The organism is Mycobacterium sp. SMC-4 (assembly GCF_025263265.1).
GTDB lineage: Bacteria > Actinomycetota > Actinomycetes > Mycobacteriales > Mycobacteriaceae > Mycobacterium.
Window position 1 is genome coordinate 2,955,332 of the sequence record NZ_CP079869.1, and the last position, 17,030, is coordinate 2,972,361.

The 17,030-nt window shown below is 66.9% G+C and carries 15 protein-coding genes; 2 read left to right on the plus strand and 13 right to left on the minus strand.

Going from position 1 to position 17,030, the window contains the following annotated elements; genetic code table 11:
• Positions 1–55 precede the first annotated feature (55 nt).
• The 4 genes from KXD98_RS14030 to KXD98_RS14045 are packed head-to-tail and all read right to left on the minus strand — an operon-like array spanning position 56 to position 4,203.
• Positions 56–1,027 carry an SIS domain-containing protein gene (locus KXD98_RS14030; RefSeq protein ID WP_260759005.1) on the minus strand — a complete coding sequence of 324 codons (972 nt, stop codon included), beginning with the start codon at positions 1,025–1,027 and terminating at the stop codon, positions 56–58.
• On the minus strand, positions 1,024–2,256 hold the full coding sequence (locus tag KXD98_RS14035; RefSeq protein ID WP_260759006.1) for a glucosamine kinase: 1,233 nt from the start codon (positions 2,254–2,256) through the stop codon (positions 1,024–1,026). Before KXD98_RS14035 ends, KXD98_RS14030 begins: the two co-directional genes overlap by 4 nt.
• Before the next feature lie 4 nt (positions 2,257–2,260).
• Positions 2,261–3,577 (minus strand): glycosyltransferase, encoded by a 1,317-nt coding sequence (locus KXD98_RS14040; protein WP_260759007.1) that lies wholly within the window; start codon positions 3,575–3,577, stop codon positions 2,261–2,263.
• Positions 3,574–4,203: a TetR/AcrR family transcriptional regulator gene (locus tag KXD98_RS14045; RefSeq protein WP_260759008.1), complete on the minus strand. Its 630-nt coding sequence runs from the start codon at positions 4,201–4,203 to the stop codon at positions 3,574–3,576. Before KXD98_RS14045 ends, KXD98_RS14040 begins: the two co-directional genes overlap by 4 nt.
• A gap of 266 nt (positions 4,204–4,469) precedes the next feature.
• Between KXD98_RS14045 and KXD98_RS14050 the strand changes: the two genes are divergently transcribed.
• Entirely contained in the window at positions 4,470–5,747 is a 1,278-nt protein-coding gene (locus tag KXD98_RS14050) for an ATP-binding protein (RefSeq protein ID WP_260759009.1), read from the plus strand.
• A gap of 61 nt (positions 5,748–5,808) precedes the next feature.
• Here KXD98_RS14050 and KXD98_RS14055 read toward each other — a convergent pair whose 3' ends face one another.
• Complete coding sequence (locus KXD98_RS14055) at positions 5,809–6,813, minus strand: esterase family protein (RefSeq protein ID WP_260759010.1); 1,005 nt, start codon at positions 6,811–6,813, stop codon at positions 5,809–5,811.
• Positions 6,814–6,993: 180 nt separating this feature from the next.
• On the opposite strand from KXD98_RS14055, the gene KXD98_RS14060 reads away from it, so the two are divergent.
• Entirely contained in the window at positions 6,994–7,428 is a 435-nt protein-coding gene (locus KXD98_RS14060; protein WP_260759011.1) for a DUF1810 domain-containing protein, read from the plus strand.
• Between the two features lie 3 nt (positions 7,429–7,431).
• Here the strand turns inward: KXD98_RS14060 and KXD98_RS14065 are convergent, their stop codons facing one another.
• From KXD98_RS14065 to KXD98_RS14100, 8 genes are all read right to left on the minus strand, one after another.
• Positions 7,432–8,736, minus strand: coding sequence for an alpha-amylase family glycosyl hydrolase (locus KXD98_RS14065; protein WP_260759012.1), 1,305 nt, complete (start codon positions 8,734–8,736; stop codon positions 7,432–7,434).
• Positions 8,737–8,839: 103 nt separating this feature from the next.
• Positions 8,840–10,432: a regulator gene (locus KXD98_RS14070; protein WP_260759013.1), complete on the minus strand. Its 1,593-nt coding sequence runs from the start codon at positions 10,430–10,432 to the stop codon at positions 8,840–8,842.
• Positions 10,433–10,442: 10 nt separating this feature from the next.
• Positions 10,443–11,123: a cysteine hydrolase family protein gene (locus tag KXD98_RS14075; RefSeq protein WP_260765194.1), complete on the minus strand. Its 681-nt coding sequence runs from the start codon at positions 11,121–11,123 to the stop codon at positions 10,443–10,445.
• Between the two features lie 8 nt (positions 11,124–11,131).
• A complete protein-coding gene (locus tag KXD98_RS14080; protein WP_260759015.1) occupies positions 11,132–12,538 on the minus strand; it encodes an allophanate hydrolase in 1,407 nt (468 codons plus the stop codon).
• A 57-nt stretch (positions 12,539–12,595) separates the two neighbouring features.
• Positions 12,596–13,276, minus strand: coding sequence for a GntR family transcriptional regulator (locus KXD98_RS14085; RefSeq protein WP_260759016.1), 681 nt, complete (start codon positions 13,274–13,276; stop codon positions 12,596–12,598).
• Positions 13,277–13,357: 81 nt separating this feature from the next.
• Positions 13,358–14,359 (minus strand): hypothetical protein, encoded by a 1,002-nt coding sequence (locus tag KXD98_RS14090; RefSeq protein WP_260759017.1) that lies wholly within the window; start codon positions 14,357–14,359, stop codon positions 13,358–13,360.
• Positions 14,352–14,945 carry a TetR/AcrR family transcriptional regulator gene (locus KXD98_RS14095; protein ID WP_260759018.1) on the minus strand — a complete coding sequence of 198 codons (594 nt, stop codon included), beginning with the start codon at positions 14,943–14,945 and terminating at the stop codon, positions 14,352–14,354. The genes KXD98_RS14090 and KXD98_RS14095 overlap by 8 nt, the downstream gene beginning before the upstream one ends.
• Positions 14,946–15,024: 79 nt before the next feature.
• Positions 15,025–17,019 carry an FUSC family protein gene (locus tag KXD98_RS14100; RefSeq protein ID WP_260759019.1) on the minus strand — a complete coding sequence of 665 codons (1,995 nt, stop codon included), beginning with the start codon at positions 17,017–17,019 and terminating at the stop codon, positions 15,025–15,027.
• Positions 17,020–17,030 lie beyond the last annotated feature (11 nt).

Below are 17,030 nucleotides of genomic sequence, written 5' to 3' on the forward strand. Positions count from 1 at the left end.
GTCGCCGTCCGGCGACCGGCCCTTGCTGCCTTCCCGCGACGATCCGGGTGCGGCGCTATCCGTTTCCGGCGGCCTGCCACGCTCGCGCCGCCACCAGCTCGGGAACCAATGTCTCGGTGAGCAGGCGCACGTCGTCGACCTCGTCGTGGGGGTAGCGCAGCGTGATGGTGGCCGTCGGCACGTCGCCGCCCACCCCGACCATCGTGGTTGCGCGCGGGCCTGTCCATTCAGCCATCTGGGTTTCCCACTTCGATCCGGCGAAGACCAGCATGCGCAGATCGCTGTTCTTGGTGCGGTATACGTCGACATGGCTCCAATCACCACTCTCGCAAGCCATCGCCGACCTGCGCGGCCCTTCGCGGAACATCAGGGCGCCCTGTTGCGCTGACGACAACCGGTGTGCCGGGGCACACAGGTGGGTCTCGGCGTCTGCCAGGATCAGCGTCGAAACGTCGGGACGCCAGGTGTTTTCGGTGGACAACAGCCAGTCACTCGCGCGTGCGGCCGATTCGATCGCTTTGATCAGCCCGTCGATCGGGGTGGAGGTGAGCTGGCATTCCAGCGCCATCAACATCGCCAGCGTGTGCTGGTAGCTGCGGCACGCCACGCCTCCCACCTCGGGTTCTGCCCGCAGATCGACGGCCGCGTCGCAGCTGCCGGTGATCGCCGAATCCGGCGTGTTGGTCAAGGCCACAGTTCGTGCCGATCCATCGAGTCGCGCCAAGGCATCGAGGGTCTCGACCGAACCGCCGGATGCCGAGGTGGCCACCACGAGTGTTGCCGGCCCCCACTGTGGTAGCAGCTCGGACGAGGCGATCTCGGAGACGGCGCAGATCCCGCGGGCCCGCAGCCGCGCCGCGGCGACGCCGGCGGCATACGCAGACGAGCCCATGCCGAGGAAGACCACTCGGGACAGGTCGTTGGGGACAATGTGTGACCACGGATTGTCTTGTGCCAGTGTGTCGGCCAGATTCGACAGGACGGCCGGCTTCCGGGCGAGGTCGGTGGCGAATGCGTCGGGGTTCATCGGCTCGATTCGTCGATCAGCTCGGGTATCAGGGCGGGTAGTGCCGCATCGGGAACGTACATCCAGCGCGGCAGGTGGTGGGCGGCGTAGACGATTTCGCGCAGCACCTGCTGCAGTCGCAGCGCCGGCACCGCTGCCTCGATGTGCAGGTCGGCCTGACCTGCCTGCCGCAGCCTTCCCAGGTAGGCCTCCAGCAGCGCAGCCCTTGCTGCCTTGTCCAGCGCCCCGAGCGTATTCGGTGCCAGTTCAGCGTGTTTGGCGGCGACGACGGCAACATGAGACAGGGACTGCAGAATGCCGGCCAGGTCGACGGCGGCCGGGACGGGCAGCACTCGCTCGGCGGGGTTCACCACCGGATTGCCGTCGAAGTCCGTCACGACCAGCCGGTCGCCGACACGCAGCACCTGCCCGACGTGCAGGTCACCGTGCGCATCGAGGATCGGGACATCGGTCAGGTCGGCCAGGCGCTCCAGAACGGCTGCGAGGGTGGCGTCGTGGCAGGTCAGCAGCGCCGCGGCGGCTGGACTTGCCAGCGTCCGCGCCCGGGCCAAGGTGGCGAAGGCGTTGTCACGCCACCGTCGCGCATCCGCACGGGTCGACCGGGTGGCCGTCACAGCCAGCCCGATGTGCATGTCGGCGACGACGTCGCCCAGGGTGCGACAAGCCGCGCTCGCGGCGGAGAAATCCCCACTGCCGGCCGCGGCGATGAACATCTCCACCGCCCAGGTCCAGCCGTCGACTGCACCGGGCAGATAACCGGTGACCATCACAACCAGAGTTTCGGGTCCGGACTCGGGCTTCCAGGTGACCACACCCCACGGCGTGGGCATCGCGGTGAACCCGGCGGCGATCAGCGTCGACAGCCTGCCCGGGGCGGGATGAGGACCGGGCTCAAGATGAGTCGCCCACTTCACCACCGCCTGCTCCCCGACGATGACCGATTCGTTGGTCTGGTCCACGGTGATCGCGCGCTCGGCGCCGGGGGCGTACCGGTTTGTCCACGACATCACCGAGAACCGGCCGCGCTGCGATCGTCCGGGAGTCTCGACGAGCAAGCGGACGAGGGCATCAGCTGCGCCGCTGCCGGCGATCGCCCGCCGCCAATGTCCGTCGCCGGTGGCGACGAGCGGCATGGCGGAGAGCGTTCCGTGCTCCGAGGCGATGGACAGCGCGTGGCGCTCTCCCAGGTCGAGGACATCGACCGGCTCAGGTGGGCAGTCGGGGTGCACGGTCTCAGTCGGCGGCGCTGCGGTGATACCTGGCCACCCGTTCGATGACGTCGGCTGCCAGCCCGAGACCGTCGCGTTGGCGCACGGCCGCGCCGATTGCCGAAACACGTTCCCGCAGTTCGTTGTCAGCCAGTACGCGGTCCAGGGCGCCGGTCAGTTCGTCATCGTCGAAGTGGTAGGTGTCCAGCCGGACACCGAGGCTCAATTCGTCGATCCGCTGGGCGTTTTCGTACTGATCCCAGAACAGCGGGAGTACGACCAGTGGCTTTCCGAAATGTAGCGCCTCGGTGGTGGTGTTGTTGCCGCCATGGCTGATCACTGCGTCGACCAGCGGGATGATCCTGGTCTGCGGCAGCATCTGCGCTCCGACCATGTTGTCGGCGAGGGTGAGTCTGGCGGCCTGTGGGCCCATACTGACGACGAATCGATGCCGGGTCGTTCCGAGAATGTCGATAAGCCGCTGCATCAGCGCGACATCGGCGCCGCCCAGGGAACCGAGTGACAGATAAACCAGGGCACTGCCGGCCGGGCGGTCAGCCACTGCTGCGGGCAGCTGGTAGCTTCCGTCGGTTTCGCGAATGCTGGAGTCCACGCGCGTCCAGGAGTGGTCCAGCGGCCGCCGGTCGGTGTAGTCGGCCTCGGCCGGATAGAGGTAGAGGTTGGCGGCGTTGTCGCGCGGCATGAATTCCAAGTCCGGCAATCCCGGCGCGCCCTGGGCGCGCACCCAGGCGTCGAAGTCCTGCCACATCGGTCGCAGACTTCGGTCGAACTCGGTCAGATACTCGGTCCAGCCGGACTTGTCATCGCTGGGCAGACCTGAAAACGGTGGCGGCACATCGGGGCCCCGCACTTCCAGCGGGCTGCACGAGATGAACCGTACAAACGGTTTACCTGCGGTGACCAGCGCGGGGAACAACACGACATTGTCTTCGACGATCACGTCCGGTTGGTGGGCGCCGATGATCTCGCCAAGTCGTGGTTCGCAGTACTTCGCGCCATCGATCAACGCCTGGTAGGTCGGTTTGATGAATGTCTCGAGCTGCTCGATGGTCGGCTTGGCAAACTCGGGGGCCGTCTCTGCGATGAAGTCGGTCCAGAATTGCCCGGGGTCGGCATCCTGGTCACCATCGACCGGCGGGGACAGGTCGACAAGTTCCTCGATGAAGCCCAATGGTGCGATCTTGCCGGCCCACGAGGACTCTGCGGCGAACACGATGGTGTGGCCACGGGCACGTAACTTGGCCGCCACGCCGATGCATTGGTTGGTGGGTCCGTATGCGGACTCCGGCCAGAACATGATGGTCAACGCCTGCTTGGTCATTGCGGTCGGTGCGTCCTTTCGCCGTGTGCAGCACGGGGCAACGGGTGCCCGGTTGCCACCCGCGCATAGTCGAGGATCAGTTCGACCGACACCTCGGCGTCCAGGCTGGGGTGGCGGGCCACCATCCGGTAGCCATAGGCATCTTCCAATGCCACGATGTTGCGTGCGATGGTCAGCGATGGCGAGCTCAGCGCGAATGCACCTTGTGCAGCACCGGATTCCAGAATCACCTGGTACATCGCCACCTGCCGATCGAAGAGTGCCGTCAACAGCACGGCATAGATGGGGTAACGTCCGGCCGCGCCGCCGAGCTCACAGAGCAGCTTGACCGCGGGATCGTCGGAGTCGGCCGGCAACCCGGACTCGATGGTGAGGACCAGTCGGCGATCAGGGTGGTGAATTCCTTCGATTCGTCGCAGGCGTTCCTCGTAAAACCGTTCCATACCGGCTCGGTTCGCCTCGACCAGCAATGTCTGCATGTCGGGGAAGTGATACAACACCGCCCCAGAGGTCAGCCCGGCTTCGGCCGCGATCTGGTTGAGCTGAACGTCGGCACCGTGTTTCATCACCGCGCGCTGAGCCGCGTGCAGCAGGTTTGCCCGCCGCTGGGTACGGCTCACCGTCATCGCACACCTCCTGAACGGCCGTGGGTGTCACTGTGCCAAACGCCGGACGATTCGGCTCGGGTTTCCTGAACAAGAATTCAATTTCTTGGTCAGGATTTCTCCTGAAGTGGATAGCTTAAGGGGGTGAGCACTGAACTGCAGTGCAACTGGTCGCCCCGTAGACTCCACGACGGTGACCACCCACGCACGGGGGAGGCGTGATCCCCCGATCGCACCACCCTCTCGGGCGATACCGGGGCGCTGTCCACGACGGTAGAACTTTGCGCATGCCCCCCTGGCGTTTACGTGACTTCCACGATGATGACCTCGATCAGGCGATCTCGGTCTGGGACCAGAGCCGCGAACCCGCCGAGGCGCCACCGGTGTTCCCGGTCTCGGAGGTGGTCGCGGCGGCCCGGTCCGGCCAACCCGCGGTGGTCGCTCTCGTCGGTGACCAGCTCGTCGGGATGGCGGTGGCGCACGTCGCCGGCGACCGCGCCTGGATTTCGATGGTGGCACTGAGCAGTCGGTGGCGGAATCGCGGCATCGGATCGGCGTTGCTGGGCGAACTGGAGACGCGCCTGCGCAATCTGGGTGCGCGCCGGATCAGCGTCCTGCTACCCGGTAACGCCACGGGCGCCACCGCGTTGCGCAACTCCGGCTACAACGAACGTGGCGATCTGCGGTACTTCGAGAAGATCGATCACGCCGGCGCGTCCGACACCGGCCTGCTGGCTGCGTTGGGCGGTCAGCACATGGGTCAGGGTCTGTGGCAGGGGATGGCCGGCATGGAAACCGAGAAGCGGATGATCGAGCGACGCATCGTGGCACCGCTGGCCCAGCCGGATCTGGCCGCTCGGTACGGGGTGTCACCGCCCAAGGCCGTCATCCTGTTCGGTCCTCCCGGCACCGGCAAGACCAGTTTCGCCAAAGCCGTGGCGGGACGGCTGGGTTGGCCGTTCGTCGAGATCTTCCCGTCTAGGCTGGCTGCCCCCGGTGTGGCGATGCCCGCCGCGCTGCGCGAGGTGTTCGCCGACCTCAACGAGCTCGACGCGGCCGTGGTGTTCATCGACGAGGTCGAGGAGATCGCCGGTTCGCGCTCGGGAATTCCCTCCGATCCCGCACACGGGGTGACCAACGAGCTGCTGAAATTGATTCCCACGTTCCGTCAGCACGACGAGCGGCTGTTGATCTGCGCGACGAACTCGGTGAGCTCGCTGGACTCGGCGTTTCTGCGGCCCGGTCGATTCGACTACATCATTCCGGTCGGGCCACCCGACGAGGCTGCGCGCAAGGCAATCTGGCGGCGCTACCTCAACGGCAACGCCGACTCGGTCGAGGTCGACAAACTCGTGGAGGCATCGGACATGTTCACCCCCGCCGATATCGAGTTCGCTGCGCGCAAGGGCGCCCAGTGCGCCTTCGAGCGCGAGATCGAATCCCGACGCGGTGAGCCGGCCTGCACCGACGACTATCTCGCGGCGATAGCCGAGACCCGCCCCACGCTCACCGACGCGATGCTCGACGAGTTCAACACCGACATCGAGAACCGGACCCGGCTGTAGAACCGACAGCAGGGAGCCTGCCGCTCGGGGGAAACGGCAGGCTCCCTGGGTCGGAGGAATGTCAGGCCGAAGCCTGGGCGCCCAACACGCGCTGGATGTCCGGCTTCATCTGCTGCAGCTGCTGTCCCCAGTAGCCCCAGCTGTGGGTGCCGTTGGCCGGGAAGTTGAACACCCCGTTGGTGCCGCCCGCGGCGATGTAGTTGTCCCGGAAGCTGATGTTGGTTCGCAGCGTGAACCCCTCGAGGAACTGCGCGGCCATCAGGTTCTGGCCTGCGGTCCCGGCGTCGATTTCCGACGGAGTACCGGTGCCGCAGTAGATCCAGATCCGGGTGTTGTTGGCGACCAGCTGGTTGATGTTGACCATCGGGTCGTTGCGCTTCCACGCCGGATCACTCGACGGGCCCCACATGCTCTCGGCGTTGAAGCCACCGGCGTCGTTCATCGCCAGTCCGATCAGCATCGGCCACCAGCCTTCCGACGGGTTCAGGAAACCCGACAGCGATCCGGCGTAGATGAACTGCTGTGGGTGGTAGATCGCGTAGGTCAGCGCGCTGCTACCGGCCATCGACAAACCGACGACGGCGTTGCCGGTGCGCGAGACGCCGCGGTTGGCTTCCAGCCAGGCCGGCAGCTCCTGGGTCAGGAACGTCTCCCATTTGTAGGTGTAGTTCTGTCCGTTGCCGCGCGAAGGCTGGTACCAGTCGCTGTAGAAGCTGGACTGGCCACCGACCGGCATGATCGTGGACAGACCGGACTGGTAGAACCACTCGAAGGCGGGGGTGTTGATGTCCCAGCCGTTGTAGTCGTCCTGCGCACGCAGGCCGTCGAGCAGATAGACCGCGTTGGGTCCGCCGCCCTGGAATTGAATACGAATGTCTCGGTTCATCGCCGGCGAGAACACATCGAGATATTCCACGGGAAGACCCGGCCGGGAGAACGCACCCGCGGTCGCCGAGCCGCCGGCCAAGCCGATCAGCCCAGGCAACGCCACGGCCGCGACGGCTGCGGCAGCCGCTCGGCGCAGTGCGGTCTTCGCAGAACCGCCCAACTTCTCTGTCCACTTCATAACGGCAACCAACCCACCTTTCTGGTCAAAACTCACGCATGCGCCGCACTGTGCCGTCGCTTTGCAGTCGTAATGCAACACGGTCGGCCTGGGCATACGCGTGTGCGACACAGTGATTCGATGTCGCGGTTGGCTAACGATTGCGACTCGGCGCGGACACCTGTCATGCTCGGCAGTGCCATGCCTGATGCCACCCCCGGTGATCGTTTCGACCTCGCCCGGTTCGTCGACGCCCAGGACCGGGTGTACTCGACGGTGCTGGGCGAGCTGCGTGCCGGCCGCAAACGCAGCCACTGGATTTGGTTCGTCTTTCCGCAGCTGCGTCAGCTCGGGCACAGCCCGACCGCGCAACGGTTCGGTATCGCGTCGCTGGCCGAGGCGCGGGCATATCTGCAACATCCGGTCCTGTCGGCTCGGCTACAGGAGTGCGCAGCCACGCTGCTCACCCACACCGACCGCACCGCCCACCAAATACTGGGCTCCCCTGATGATCTCAAGGTGCGTTCGTCGATGACGCTGTTCGTCAGGGCCGGAGGTCCCGAGGTGTGCCGGACTGTGCTGGAGATGTTCTACCAGGGCCGGGAGGACCCGGCGACCGTCGAGCTGCTGTCCTGAAGGTCAGTGGGGCGCCAGGATCAGCCAGCCGTGCGGCGCGACGGTGATATCGGTGACGGTGTCTGACGGTGGTGCGCCGGAACCGGCGATGATCTCGGCGCGCGCAAATCCTATGTCCGACAACGTTATCGCGATCGGTTCGTCGGCGACGTTGAGCGCGACCACCAAGGTGTGGTCCCCGCTGCGGGTGGCGTAGAGGTATACGCGGTTACTCACCTTTAGGGCGATGGTGCGCGCAGTGTGCAGCCACGGGTGCCGGCGGCGCAACCCGATCAGGTGTTGATGGGTACGTAACACCTGTCGCCCGTGTTCTCCCACTCCTTCGTAGGGCGCACGGAACTGCGGACGTACTGCATCGTCGCCACCGAAACGCTCCTCTTTGACGCCGCGATACGCGACCTCGTCACCGGCATAGACACTCGGGGTCCCGCCGGTGGTCAGCAGCACCACCAGCGCATGCTCGACATGGTCGGGATGAGTCAGCCGGCTGGCGATGCGGGTGACGTCGTGGTTGCCGATGAAGGTCATCGGCACGAAGGTGTCCAGAAAGTCGTTGTGCCGCTGCAGCGCCCAGTCGAGCTCGTGCAGATTGGCGTCGTTGAGACTGCTCCAGACCGCTTTCCAGAGTTCGTACTGGGTGACCGCGTCGAAACCGGATGCGCGCACCGTTGCCGAGTAGTCGCCGTGAATCACCTCTCCGACGATGTAGGCCTGCGGGTAGGTCTGGCGCACCCGAGGCAGCACCTGAGCCCAGAACCGGTCTTGGACGGCGTAGGCCGCATCGAGGCGCCAGCCGTCGGCACCGCGTCCGAGCCAGTGGCGCATCACATCAACGGTGTAATCGATGACCTCGGGATTGTCGTGGTTGAGCGTGATCAGCCCATCGTGGCCCTCGAACGTGGCAAAGTCGTTGCCCCGCATCTGGAACCATGAGGTATCCAGTCCGCGGCGGGCGTCGCGGTACCGGCCGAAGTCGGTGCCGACGTGGTTGAACACGCCGTCGAGCAGAATCCGCAGTCCGCGCCGGTGCGCTTCGTCGACCAGGTGCTCGAAGTCATCATCGCTGCCGAGACGGGGATCGATGCGGTAGTGGTCGGTGGTGTCGTAGCCGTGCGTGCGAGACGCGAACAGCGGGCCCAGCGCCACGCCGGACGCGCCGAGTTCGAGCGCGTAGTCCAACCAGTCGACGATGCGCCGCAGCCGGTGCTCGTCGGCCGCAGGCGCCGGCTCGGCGGGATAGGCCCCGACGAACCCGAGTGGATAGATCTGCCACCAGAGGACGTGTTCGACCCAGTCAGGTTCGGTCATCGACGAAGCGCCTCCGCGGAGAACGTCGTCTTCGCTGTCGGCTCGTCTGTAGGTCCGGCCACAGCCGAAGTCTACGGCCGTGGCCGGTCACCGGTCACAGTCGTCAGTGGCCGGCGACCACCTCGGATTCCTCCGATGCACCCGCAGTTCGTGGCAACAGGGACGAGGCCAGGCACACCGCAGCGAACAACAGATAGCCGAGTGCCACCTGCGGACTGGCGGCCCACCCGACCTCGTGAGCGTGGATCAGCCCGATGAAGGACATCGCAGCGCCGACCGCCGATGCGATCGCCGCGGCCAGGAATTTCTTTTCCACGATGAAAGTCACCATCGTGCCGAGAACCAGCCCGACCAGCACCGCCCCTTCCCCGAGGGTTTTCAGGCCGTCGTAGACGATACCGGCCCCGTTGAGAGCCTCGACGGTCACTTCTGCTGCCGAGGTGCCGGCGGCACTCAACGCGTTGTCGATCATCCCGCGACCCCATTCGGCCAGGTTGGGCAGCAATGCGGCGACCACGGCAACGGCGTGGATCCGCGGGACCGCCTGGAAGGCCTGCGCACCGATCAGCAGACCGATGTAGAGCAGGATCGGCACGATGGCCGGGATGGGCAGAAGTGTTGCCAGCACACCGAATAGCCCCAGGAAGCACAGAATCGCGATCAGCACACCGCTGGCCAGCGAGTAGGTGGCCCGCCCGCCGGCATCCTTCCATCCCGGATGACCGATGTACACCGCCGGCGGGAACGGCGATCCGAATGCTGAGCCGACCACCGCGCCGGCCCCATCGGCGAGCAGAACGCTGCGCAGGTTGTAGTTGTCGCCGGCCGCCGCAGCACTTTCCACGTTGCTCATCGCCTCGGTGAAGTTGTAGACCCCGAGCGGAATCGCAGTCCCCAGCAGCGGCGCAAGGTTGCCGAGACCGCTGAGTAGCAGGTCGATGCGTAGATCCGGGATTCCGATCGCAATGTCGCTGACAGCTTGGCTGACCTCCGGCGCCGACATGTAGCCGCCGGCCCAGCCGATCGCGGTACCGACCAGCAGCGCCACCAAGCCGATGGGAATGTTGCCGGGAAGGCGGATGTCGGTGAAAAACCCGATGAGGATGATGGCCAGCACCGGCAGACCGATCCAGGCGACCTCCCACATCTGGGCAGCCGGTCGCATGGAGATGAAGGTGATCGAGATACCCGCGAGGGTGCCCAGCATGGCTGCGCGTGGGGTCAGCCTGCGGATGTAGGGACCGACGAAAGCGCCGATCATCACGATCACACCGATCAGGAATGCCCAGGCCAGTCCCGCCTGCCAGGCCTGTACCGGATCGTCGGTGGCCAGGTACACCGGCAGCATCACCACGAAGACCACGATGAACATGTGCGGCACACTGGGCCCGTACGGCAGAGCGGTGACGTCGGAGCGGTTTTCCCGGCGGGCCAGCCGCCGAGCCAACAGCGCGTAGTACAGGTTCCCCAGGATCAGCGCGACGCCCAGGGCCGGCAACACCGTGCCCAGCACGTCGCCAGCCGGCAGCCCAACCACGCCGATCGTCAAGGCTGTCAGCGTCAAGACGTTGACCAGGATGTTGAAACCGAATCCGAAGAACGCGTTGGTGTCCCCGCGCGTCCACCAGGGGATAGGTGGGCTGGGGGTCGCTTGGGGTTCGACCGGGTCGGCAGGGGGATCGGCAATCGTGCTCATCGTGTTCCTTTCACGCTGTCGTTGCGGCGAGTTGGTTCAGCGCCGGGATGAGCGCCGCAGAGTCGGCGACCCAGCCGAAGATCCCGCCCTGCGCACTGATCATCTGCAGGCCGACGCGCTGAAATTCGGGGAAGTAAGAACCGACGCAGTCACTGACGACGAGGCACTCGTAGCCCCGGTCGTTGGCTTCGCGGGTGGTGGTGTGCACGCACACCTCGGTGGTGACGCCGGTGATGATGAGTTGGGTGACGTCGGCCTCGGCGAGAACCTCGGACAGTTCGGTGGCGTAGAACGCTCCCTTTCCGGGTTTGTCGATCACGACTTCGCCGGGCCAGGGGGCAAGTTCGTCGACGATGTCGTGGCCGTACTCACCGCGCACGAGGATGCGCCCGTACTTGCCGGGATCACCGATGCGTCTGCTCGGCGCTCCACGGTTGAGTTTGGCGGGGGGACAGTCAGATAGATCGGGTTCGTGACCTTCGCGGGTGTGCACGATGGTGATACCGGCACTACGGGCGGCCTGCAACAGAGCGGCCAGCGGTGTGACGACTCTGCTCAGTTGGGCGACGTCGTTGCCGAGGCTTTCGCCAAAGCCACCGGGCAACAGGAAATCTCGCTGCATGTCGATGATGACCAGCGCGATGTGACCAGCCGACATCGGGAAGGGGCCTGGGGCGGCGGGGATCATCATCGGCTCGTTCACAACCGTTCCTCCGTGACGACGAATTCGAATGCGGGCGTCGGACGCTGGGGGCGGGGTTCATCGAGGATCTGGGCCGCGAGCTGGAGCACGGTGTCGTCGGACAGAGCCGGCCCGATCAACATTGCCGAGTGCGGACGTCCGTCGGCGGTGACACCTGCGGGAACGGCAGCGCCCAGCAGGTCGAGGAGATTTCCGAAATGTGTGTAGTGCCCCAGCATCGTGTTGCAGTCGATGGGCGCCGCCAAGACCTCGTCGACGGTGAACGTGGTACCGATGCTCGGCACGACCACAACGTCGACATCGACCCACAACCGCGCGATCCTCGCTTTGAGCTCCTGCAACTGCTGCAGCGCGGCGAATGCGTCGACAGCGGTGTAGCGATGCCCGCCCTGCAGGATCTCGCGGACCACCGGGTGAATCGAATCAGGTTGTTCGGCAAGGAAATCAGCGAACTCGACCAGGCGTTCGGCGACCCAGGGCCCTTGGTAGAGCAGCGATCCGGCAGCCAGGAAGGGTTCCATCGGCACATCGACGACGGTGTGGGACCGGGTCAGCTGGTCTCGAAAGCTGCTGTGGGCCTGCCGCATCTGCTCGTCTCCGAAGAACTCCAGTGCGTCGGCGGAGGGCAGGCCGACTCGGATCGGCGCCCCACCGTAGCGGGGACCTCGTGCACGCGACCAGGGGTCGTCGTGGTCCGGCCCGACCATCACATCGAGCACCCGGTCCACGTCATCGACACAGCCGGCCATGACGCTGATGCAGTCCAGCGACTTGCAGGCCGGCACCAGACCGACGGTGCTGATCAGGCCGCGCGACGGCTTGAAGCCCAGAATTCCGTTCAGCGCAGCCGGGACTCGGCCCGATCCGGCGGTGTCGGTGGCGACGGCAAACGGTACCTGCCCCAGTGCGACGGCCAGCGCCGAGCCGGAACTGGAACCACCGCAGATCATGTCGCCGCCGAACACACTGCGGGGGATGGTGTGCGGGGTCCGGGTTCCGTTGAGTCCGGTGGCGAATTGATCGAGGCTGGTCTTGCCGACGTAGAGCGCTCCCGCATCGAGCAGGCGCTGTACCGCGGGGGCGGTGGTGGTGGCGACATAGCCGTAATCGGGGCAGGCCAGGGTGGTCCGGTGACCAGCGACGTCGATGCTGTCCTTGACCCCGAACGGGACACCGTAGAGCGGCAGCGTGCGCGCCCCAGGGCGACGCTCGATGGCCTCAGCGCAGGCAATCAGATCGTCGCGCGGCACCGTGGACAGCCAGACACCGTCGTCACCGGCGGCGGCGATGGCATCGGCAACCCGGGCCGCGGTCTTGCTCGGGGAGCCCGTTGCCCCCGCGTGCGCGGTGAGAATCTCCGACACCGAGGGCCCGACCGACGGGCCCGTCATATCGCTGACCATGCCTGTCGATTGTCGACAAAATAATGGCGATCTCGCGTCGGCCGTGTGTCTTCTGTGTTAGCGCTGCGCCGGTTTCTCGGGCAGGCCCAGGTACTCCAGCTGACCGTGATCACGCACGGCACGCAGTGCCGCGGGCCCGTCATTGGACTCCAGCGCGCTCAGAATGGCTCTGTGCCGGTCGACCCCGTCGGCAGGAGTGCGCCTGCGGGCTTCCTCGCGGAGGTTCCTGGCCATCGGCAGTTGCAGTTTGAGCAGCACTGGTTCCAGCGCAAGGTCCAGGTGGCGATTGCCGGCCAGCGCGACCACCGCGGCGTGAAACGCGCGGTGGGCGTCGTCTCGCTCCAACGGGTCCTGCGCTTCGGTCATCGCGGCCAGGGCCGCACGGACCGGTACCAGCGCAACTCCCGGATCAGGTAGTGGCAGCGCCGCTTCCAGGGCATGTCTTTCCAGCACATGGCGCAGTTCGAACAACTGCACGATGTCGGTGACCGACCACTGCGCCACCCGGGATCCGCGCCGCGGCAGGTGCTCGACCAGACCCTGCTGCGACAGGGTTCGCAGCGCCTCCCGCAGCGGAGCGCGGCTGATCCCGAAACGGGCGCAGAGCTGCTCTTCGACGATCTTCTGACCGGGACCGAGCTCTCCGGAGAGGATGACGCTGCGCAGGTGCAGGCCCGCAGCCTCCACCAACGTCGCCGGCAGCACACGCCGGGCTGGGTTCTCGCTCGGCGCGGCCATGGGACCCAATGGTAAGCAACCACCGGCGGTCGGCACGGTGACCGCACAGCCAGGGTGTCAGAGCCCGCGTGCCCAGCGCCGTCAGCGCCGAGCGAACGAACTGCGACGCGCGACGGTCGCGGCGACGGCCAGCAGACACCCCGCACCGGCCCAGATCGCCAAGGTCAGCAGTGGGGTGGCCGCTCCATGCCCGTCGAAGTAGCAGATGCTGCGCAGCAACGAGACCCCTGAACCCTGCGGCACCACGTCGCTGAGAGTCGAGTAGAAGCTCGACAGCAGGGGACGACCCACCGGACCACCGGCAGCGGCGTTGCCGACGACCACCAGGAACAGTCCCAGCCCGATCGAGGCGGGCACTCCGAACGCCGCAGCGACACCGGTCACGGCACCACCGACGGCCATCGCGTAGAGCCACAGCGAGGCGAACACCTCCCAGGTGTGCCCGGTCAGGGCGCCCAGCACCGGCCCGACGTAAGCGGTGACGACTCCGGCGAGAACGGCCGAGAATCCGACCAGCGACAGCGTGCGCAGCGCCAGTGTCGCCGGCGTGCGCACGGTGCCCATCACCCGACCCAGCAGCGCCGCGCCCAACGACGCACCGATCGACAGGAAGATCACCGCGTAGAACTCGACGGTGCCCGACGGGTCGCCGGCAGTGGTCGGCGCGACGTCCTCGACGACCGATGTCAGCCCGGCGCGTTCTGCCGCAGCACGACCCACGGTTTCGGCGGCTGCGGCCACGCTGCGGCCACCTCCACCGGCGACATACACCGTCATCCCGTGGTCCGAGGTGACGGCCAGGGCGGCGTCGGCGCTGCGCTGAGAGACCTGGGCACTTGCGGCGGCGGCATCGCCGACCTCGTTGACCGACAACGCTTCCTGACTGCGCAGCCCGTCGATGATCTGCTGCGGAGCCGCGACCGCGACCGTCATGTGGTGCAGCGTCGGTTTCGCGAAGGCCCCGGAGTAACTGGCGATCATCGCGAGTACGAAGACCGTCAGCGCCGCCAAGGCCACGACGGTCGTACGCAGCGCGCAGCGGTCGGGCACGGCGGGGGTCTCGGGGGTGTGATGCCTACCCATCACGAAGTCCTCTCACGTTGTCGCCGGAATTGCCCAGCAGCGCGTCGACGGTGTCGAGGGCCGCGCGCGCACGGGCGAGAAGGTCGGTGGCCTGCGGAGCCTCCATCCAGGAGCGCAGCACCTCGGTGAGTCCGCCGACCAGAAACCTGGTCACCGCCTCGGCAGTCAGCGGCGCGACGGTGGTCAGCACCGTCATGCTCTGGTCGGCGATTTGCCGACAGGGCGGCACCAGCGCCTCCCGGTACTCGGCGAGCACGTGTTGATGGACCGTGCTCGACGCGATATTGCGGCACAGCAGGCAATGGCGTGCCGCGAATGCGAACAGCTCGATGATCCGGGCACGGGCGTCCGGCTCAGCTGTCCCGGTCGAGGTGGCGAAGGCGTGGGTGAAGGCCGACGCCACCGCATCGTCGCGGTCGCGGAAGTGTCGATAGAACACCTGCCGACTGACCTGGGCCCGCGCCACGAGATCGCCGACGGTGATCTGGTCGACGGGTTGCTCGTGCGCCATGGCGAACGCGGCCTCCCGAAGGCGGGCCCGCACCCGCTCGGCGCGGGGATCGGCGCTGCGGCCACGTTCGGTCATGTGCTCAGGCTAGGAACTTTGTTGACAGTTGTCCACGAAGTCCGGCGTTACGTGCGCCACTGTCCTGCCGAGACCGACGTCATCGAGCTGCGGTGGGCCCGGCAGTGACGGCAATGGTCGTCAGGTTGCGGGTGATGGCCCCGATCTCGGCAGCCAGGACACGCGCTGCTCCCTTGTCCAGACCGTGGCGGGGCACGGCGTCGCGCAGCCGTCGGTCGGCGGCGGTCAGTTCGGCCGTGTCGATCATCCACGGCGTGTCGGGGGTCGGTGGATCACCGCTCAGCGATTCCAGGTAGACGTCGACGGCTACCGAGAATTCGCTGTGCGCGGTCGGGGGACTGGTGGGCAGGTTCATCTCCAGCGTGGAGCACGATGCGGTGAGCCCGTTCAGCGCGGTGCGGTAGGCACGCAGCCAGTGGCGCAATTCCGGTGACTCCGCGCGGGCCGCCCCCGACGCGGCTTCGAACGCCGCGCGCGCCCGAAACGCCCGTTGCCACGCCGAGGCCAGCGCCTCCGACGGGGCGGGCAGCGCATGCAGGTAGGCCTTGATCACCGTCGCGACATAGTCGATCTCGGTCTTCAACAGCTCGCCGGCGCGCTGTTCCAGGCGGGTCATCTCGTCATCGGGCAACACCACGTGAGCCAGCACCGCCAGCGCGCCGCCGACCGCCGCACCGAGTATCTGCTCGCTGATCGGGGCACCGCTGCCGATGTGACCGCTGGCGAGCAGGAACGCCACCGCCGCCACCAACGCGGCTGTGACCGCGAGATATCCGTAATGGGCGACCGTGAAGGTGACACCGACCAGCAGCACCGCGACCGCCGCCGACACCGGTGCCGGCGGATCCAGCACCAGTAGCACCACCGAAGCCATCGCAAGCGCTCCGACACCGGCAGCCAACCGCCCGGCACAGCGCGTGTAGGTGTGCGCGGTCTCGGGTCGCAGCACCAGCAGGACCGCCAGCGCCGGCCACGGATTGTGCACCTCGTCGGCGAATCGCTCGACCGCGACGGCGATCCCGACCGCCACGGACAACCGCAGCGCATGCCGGAACACCGGCGACCGCCAGCGGATGTGGTCGCGCATCAGGTGGATGCCCGAGCGCAGTGACGTCCGCAGCTCAGGGCGGCGCAGCCGCACCATGTCCGGGGTGGACGGCACGAAATCGCCCAGCCGGATGGCGACGGCCTCATGGCACTGAATTGCCAGGCGCTGCGCGACGGCTGCGCCGTCGCCGCTGACCTGCTCGACTGCCCGGTCCAGGCGTTGGATGGCCGCATCTGCCTGGACACCGGCACTGCGTCCGCTGTCGGCCACCGCCGCCAGGGTGTCGGCCACGGCGACCAGGACGTCGGTCATCGACTCGTGCCCGGCGGCGTCACGCAAAGTGCCCGAGATGCGTTCGGGAAGGCCGTACCAGCTGCGGTACTGCGCCGGACGGCGTTTGGTCTGACCGTCGAGATCGGCGAACGCCGAGCGCAACGCGAGCAGCGCGGAATCGTCACGCTCGACCGGCCCCGAGGACTGCGCATAGACACGGGCATCATCGGCCAGCGAGCGGTAGGCGGCGGTGAGAGCATCACGCTGGCTGCGCCAGCGCCGAGGGGGAAAGGCAGCAACCAGACCGGCCTGCAGCAACCCACCCGCGACTGCCAGGCCAGCAGTGCCCAGGGTTGTCGACCAGGTCGGGGTCAACGGTGCCGAGCTGACCAGCAGCGCCGCCGAGGCCGTGGTGATCAAACCCGCATTGGCTCCCAGCGCCCACGGCATGGCCGCACCGAAACACCACAACGCCACGACAGCCACGAAGACCAGCGGGTAGGCCGACGTCAGCGCACCGAGCAACACGGCGCATCCCAACAGCAGCGAAATGCCGACGACCAGCGGGATCCTGTTGCGCGGACTGTCCCGCAGGGCCGCGGCACCGGCGACCGCCGCGGCACCGCCGACCGCGGTGGCCGACCCGGCCGGCCCCCAGACCGCCGCGGTCACCGTCACCACAGCCACGCCGAGCAGGCAGCGCATCACCACAGGGTCCGGCATCACCAGACGTAGTGCGCGGCCCTTGTCCACCCGACCATTCT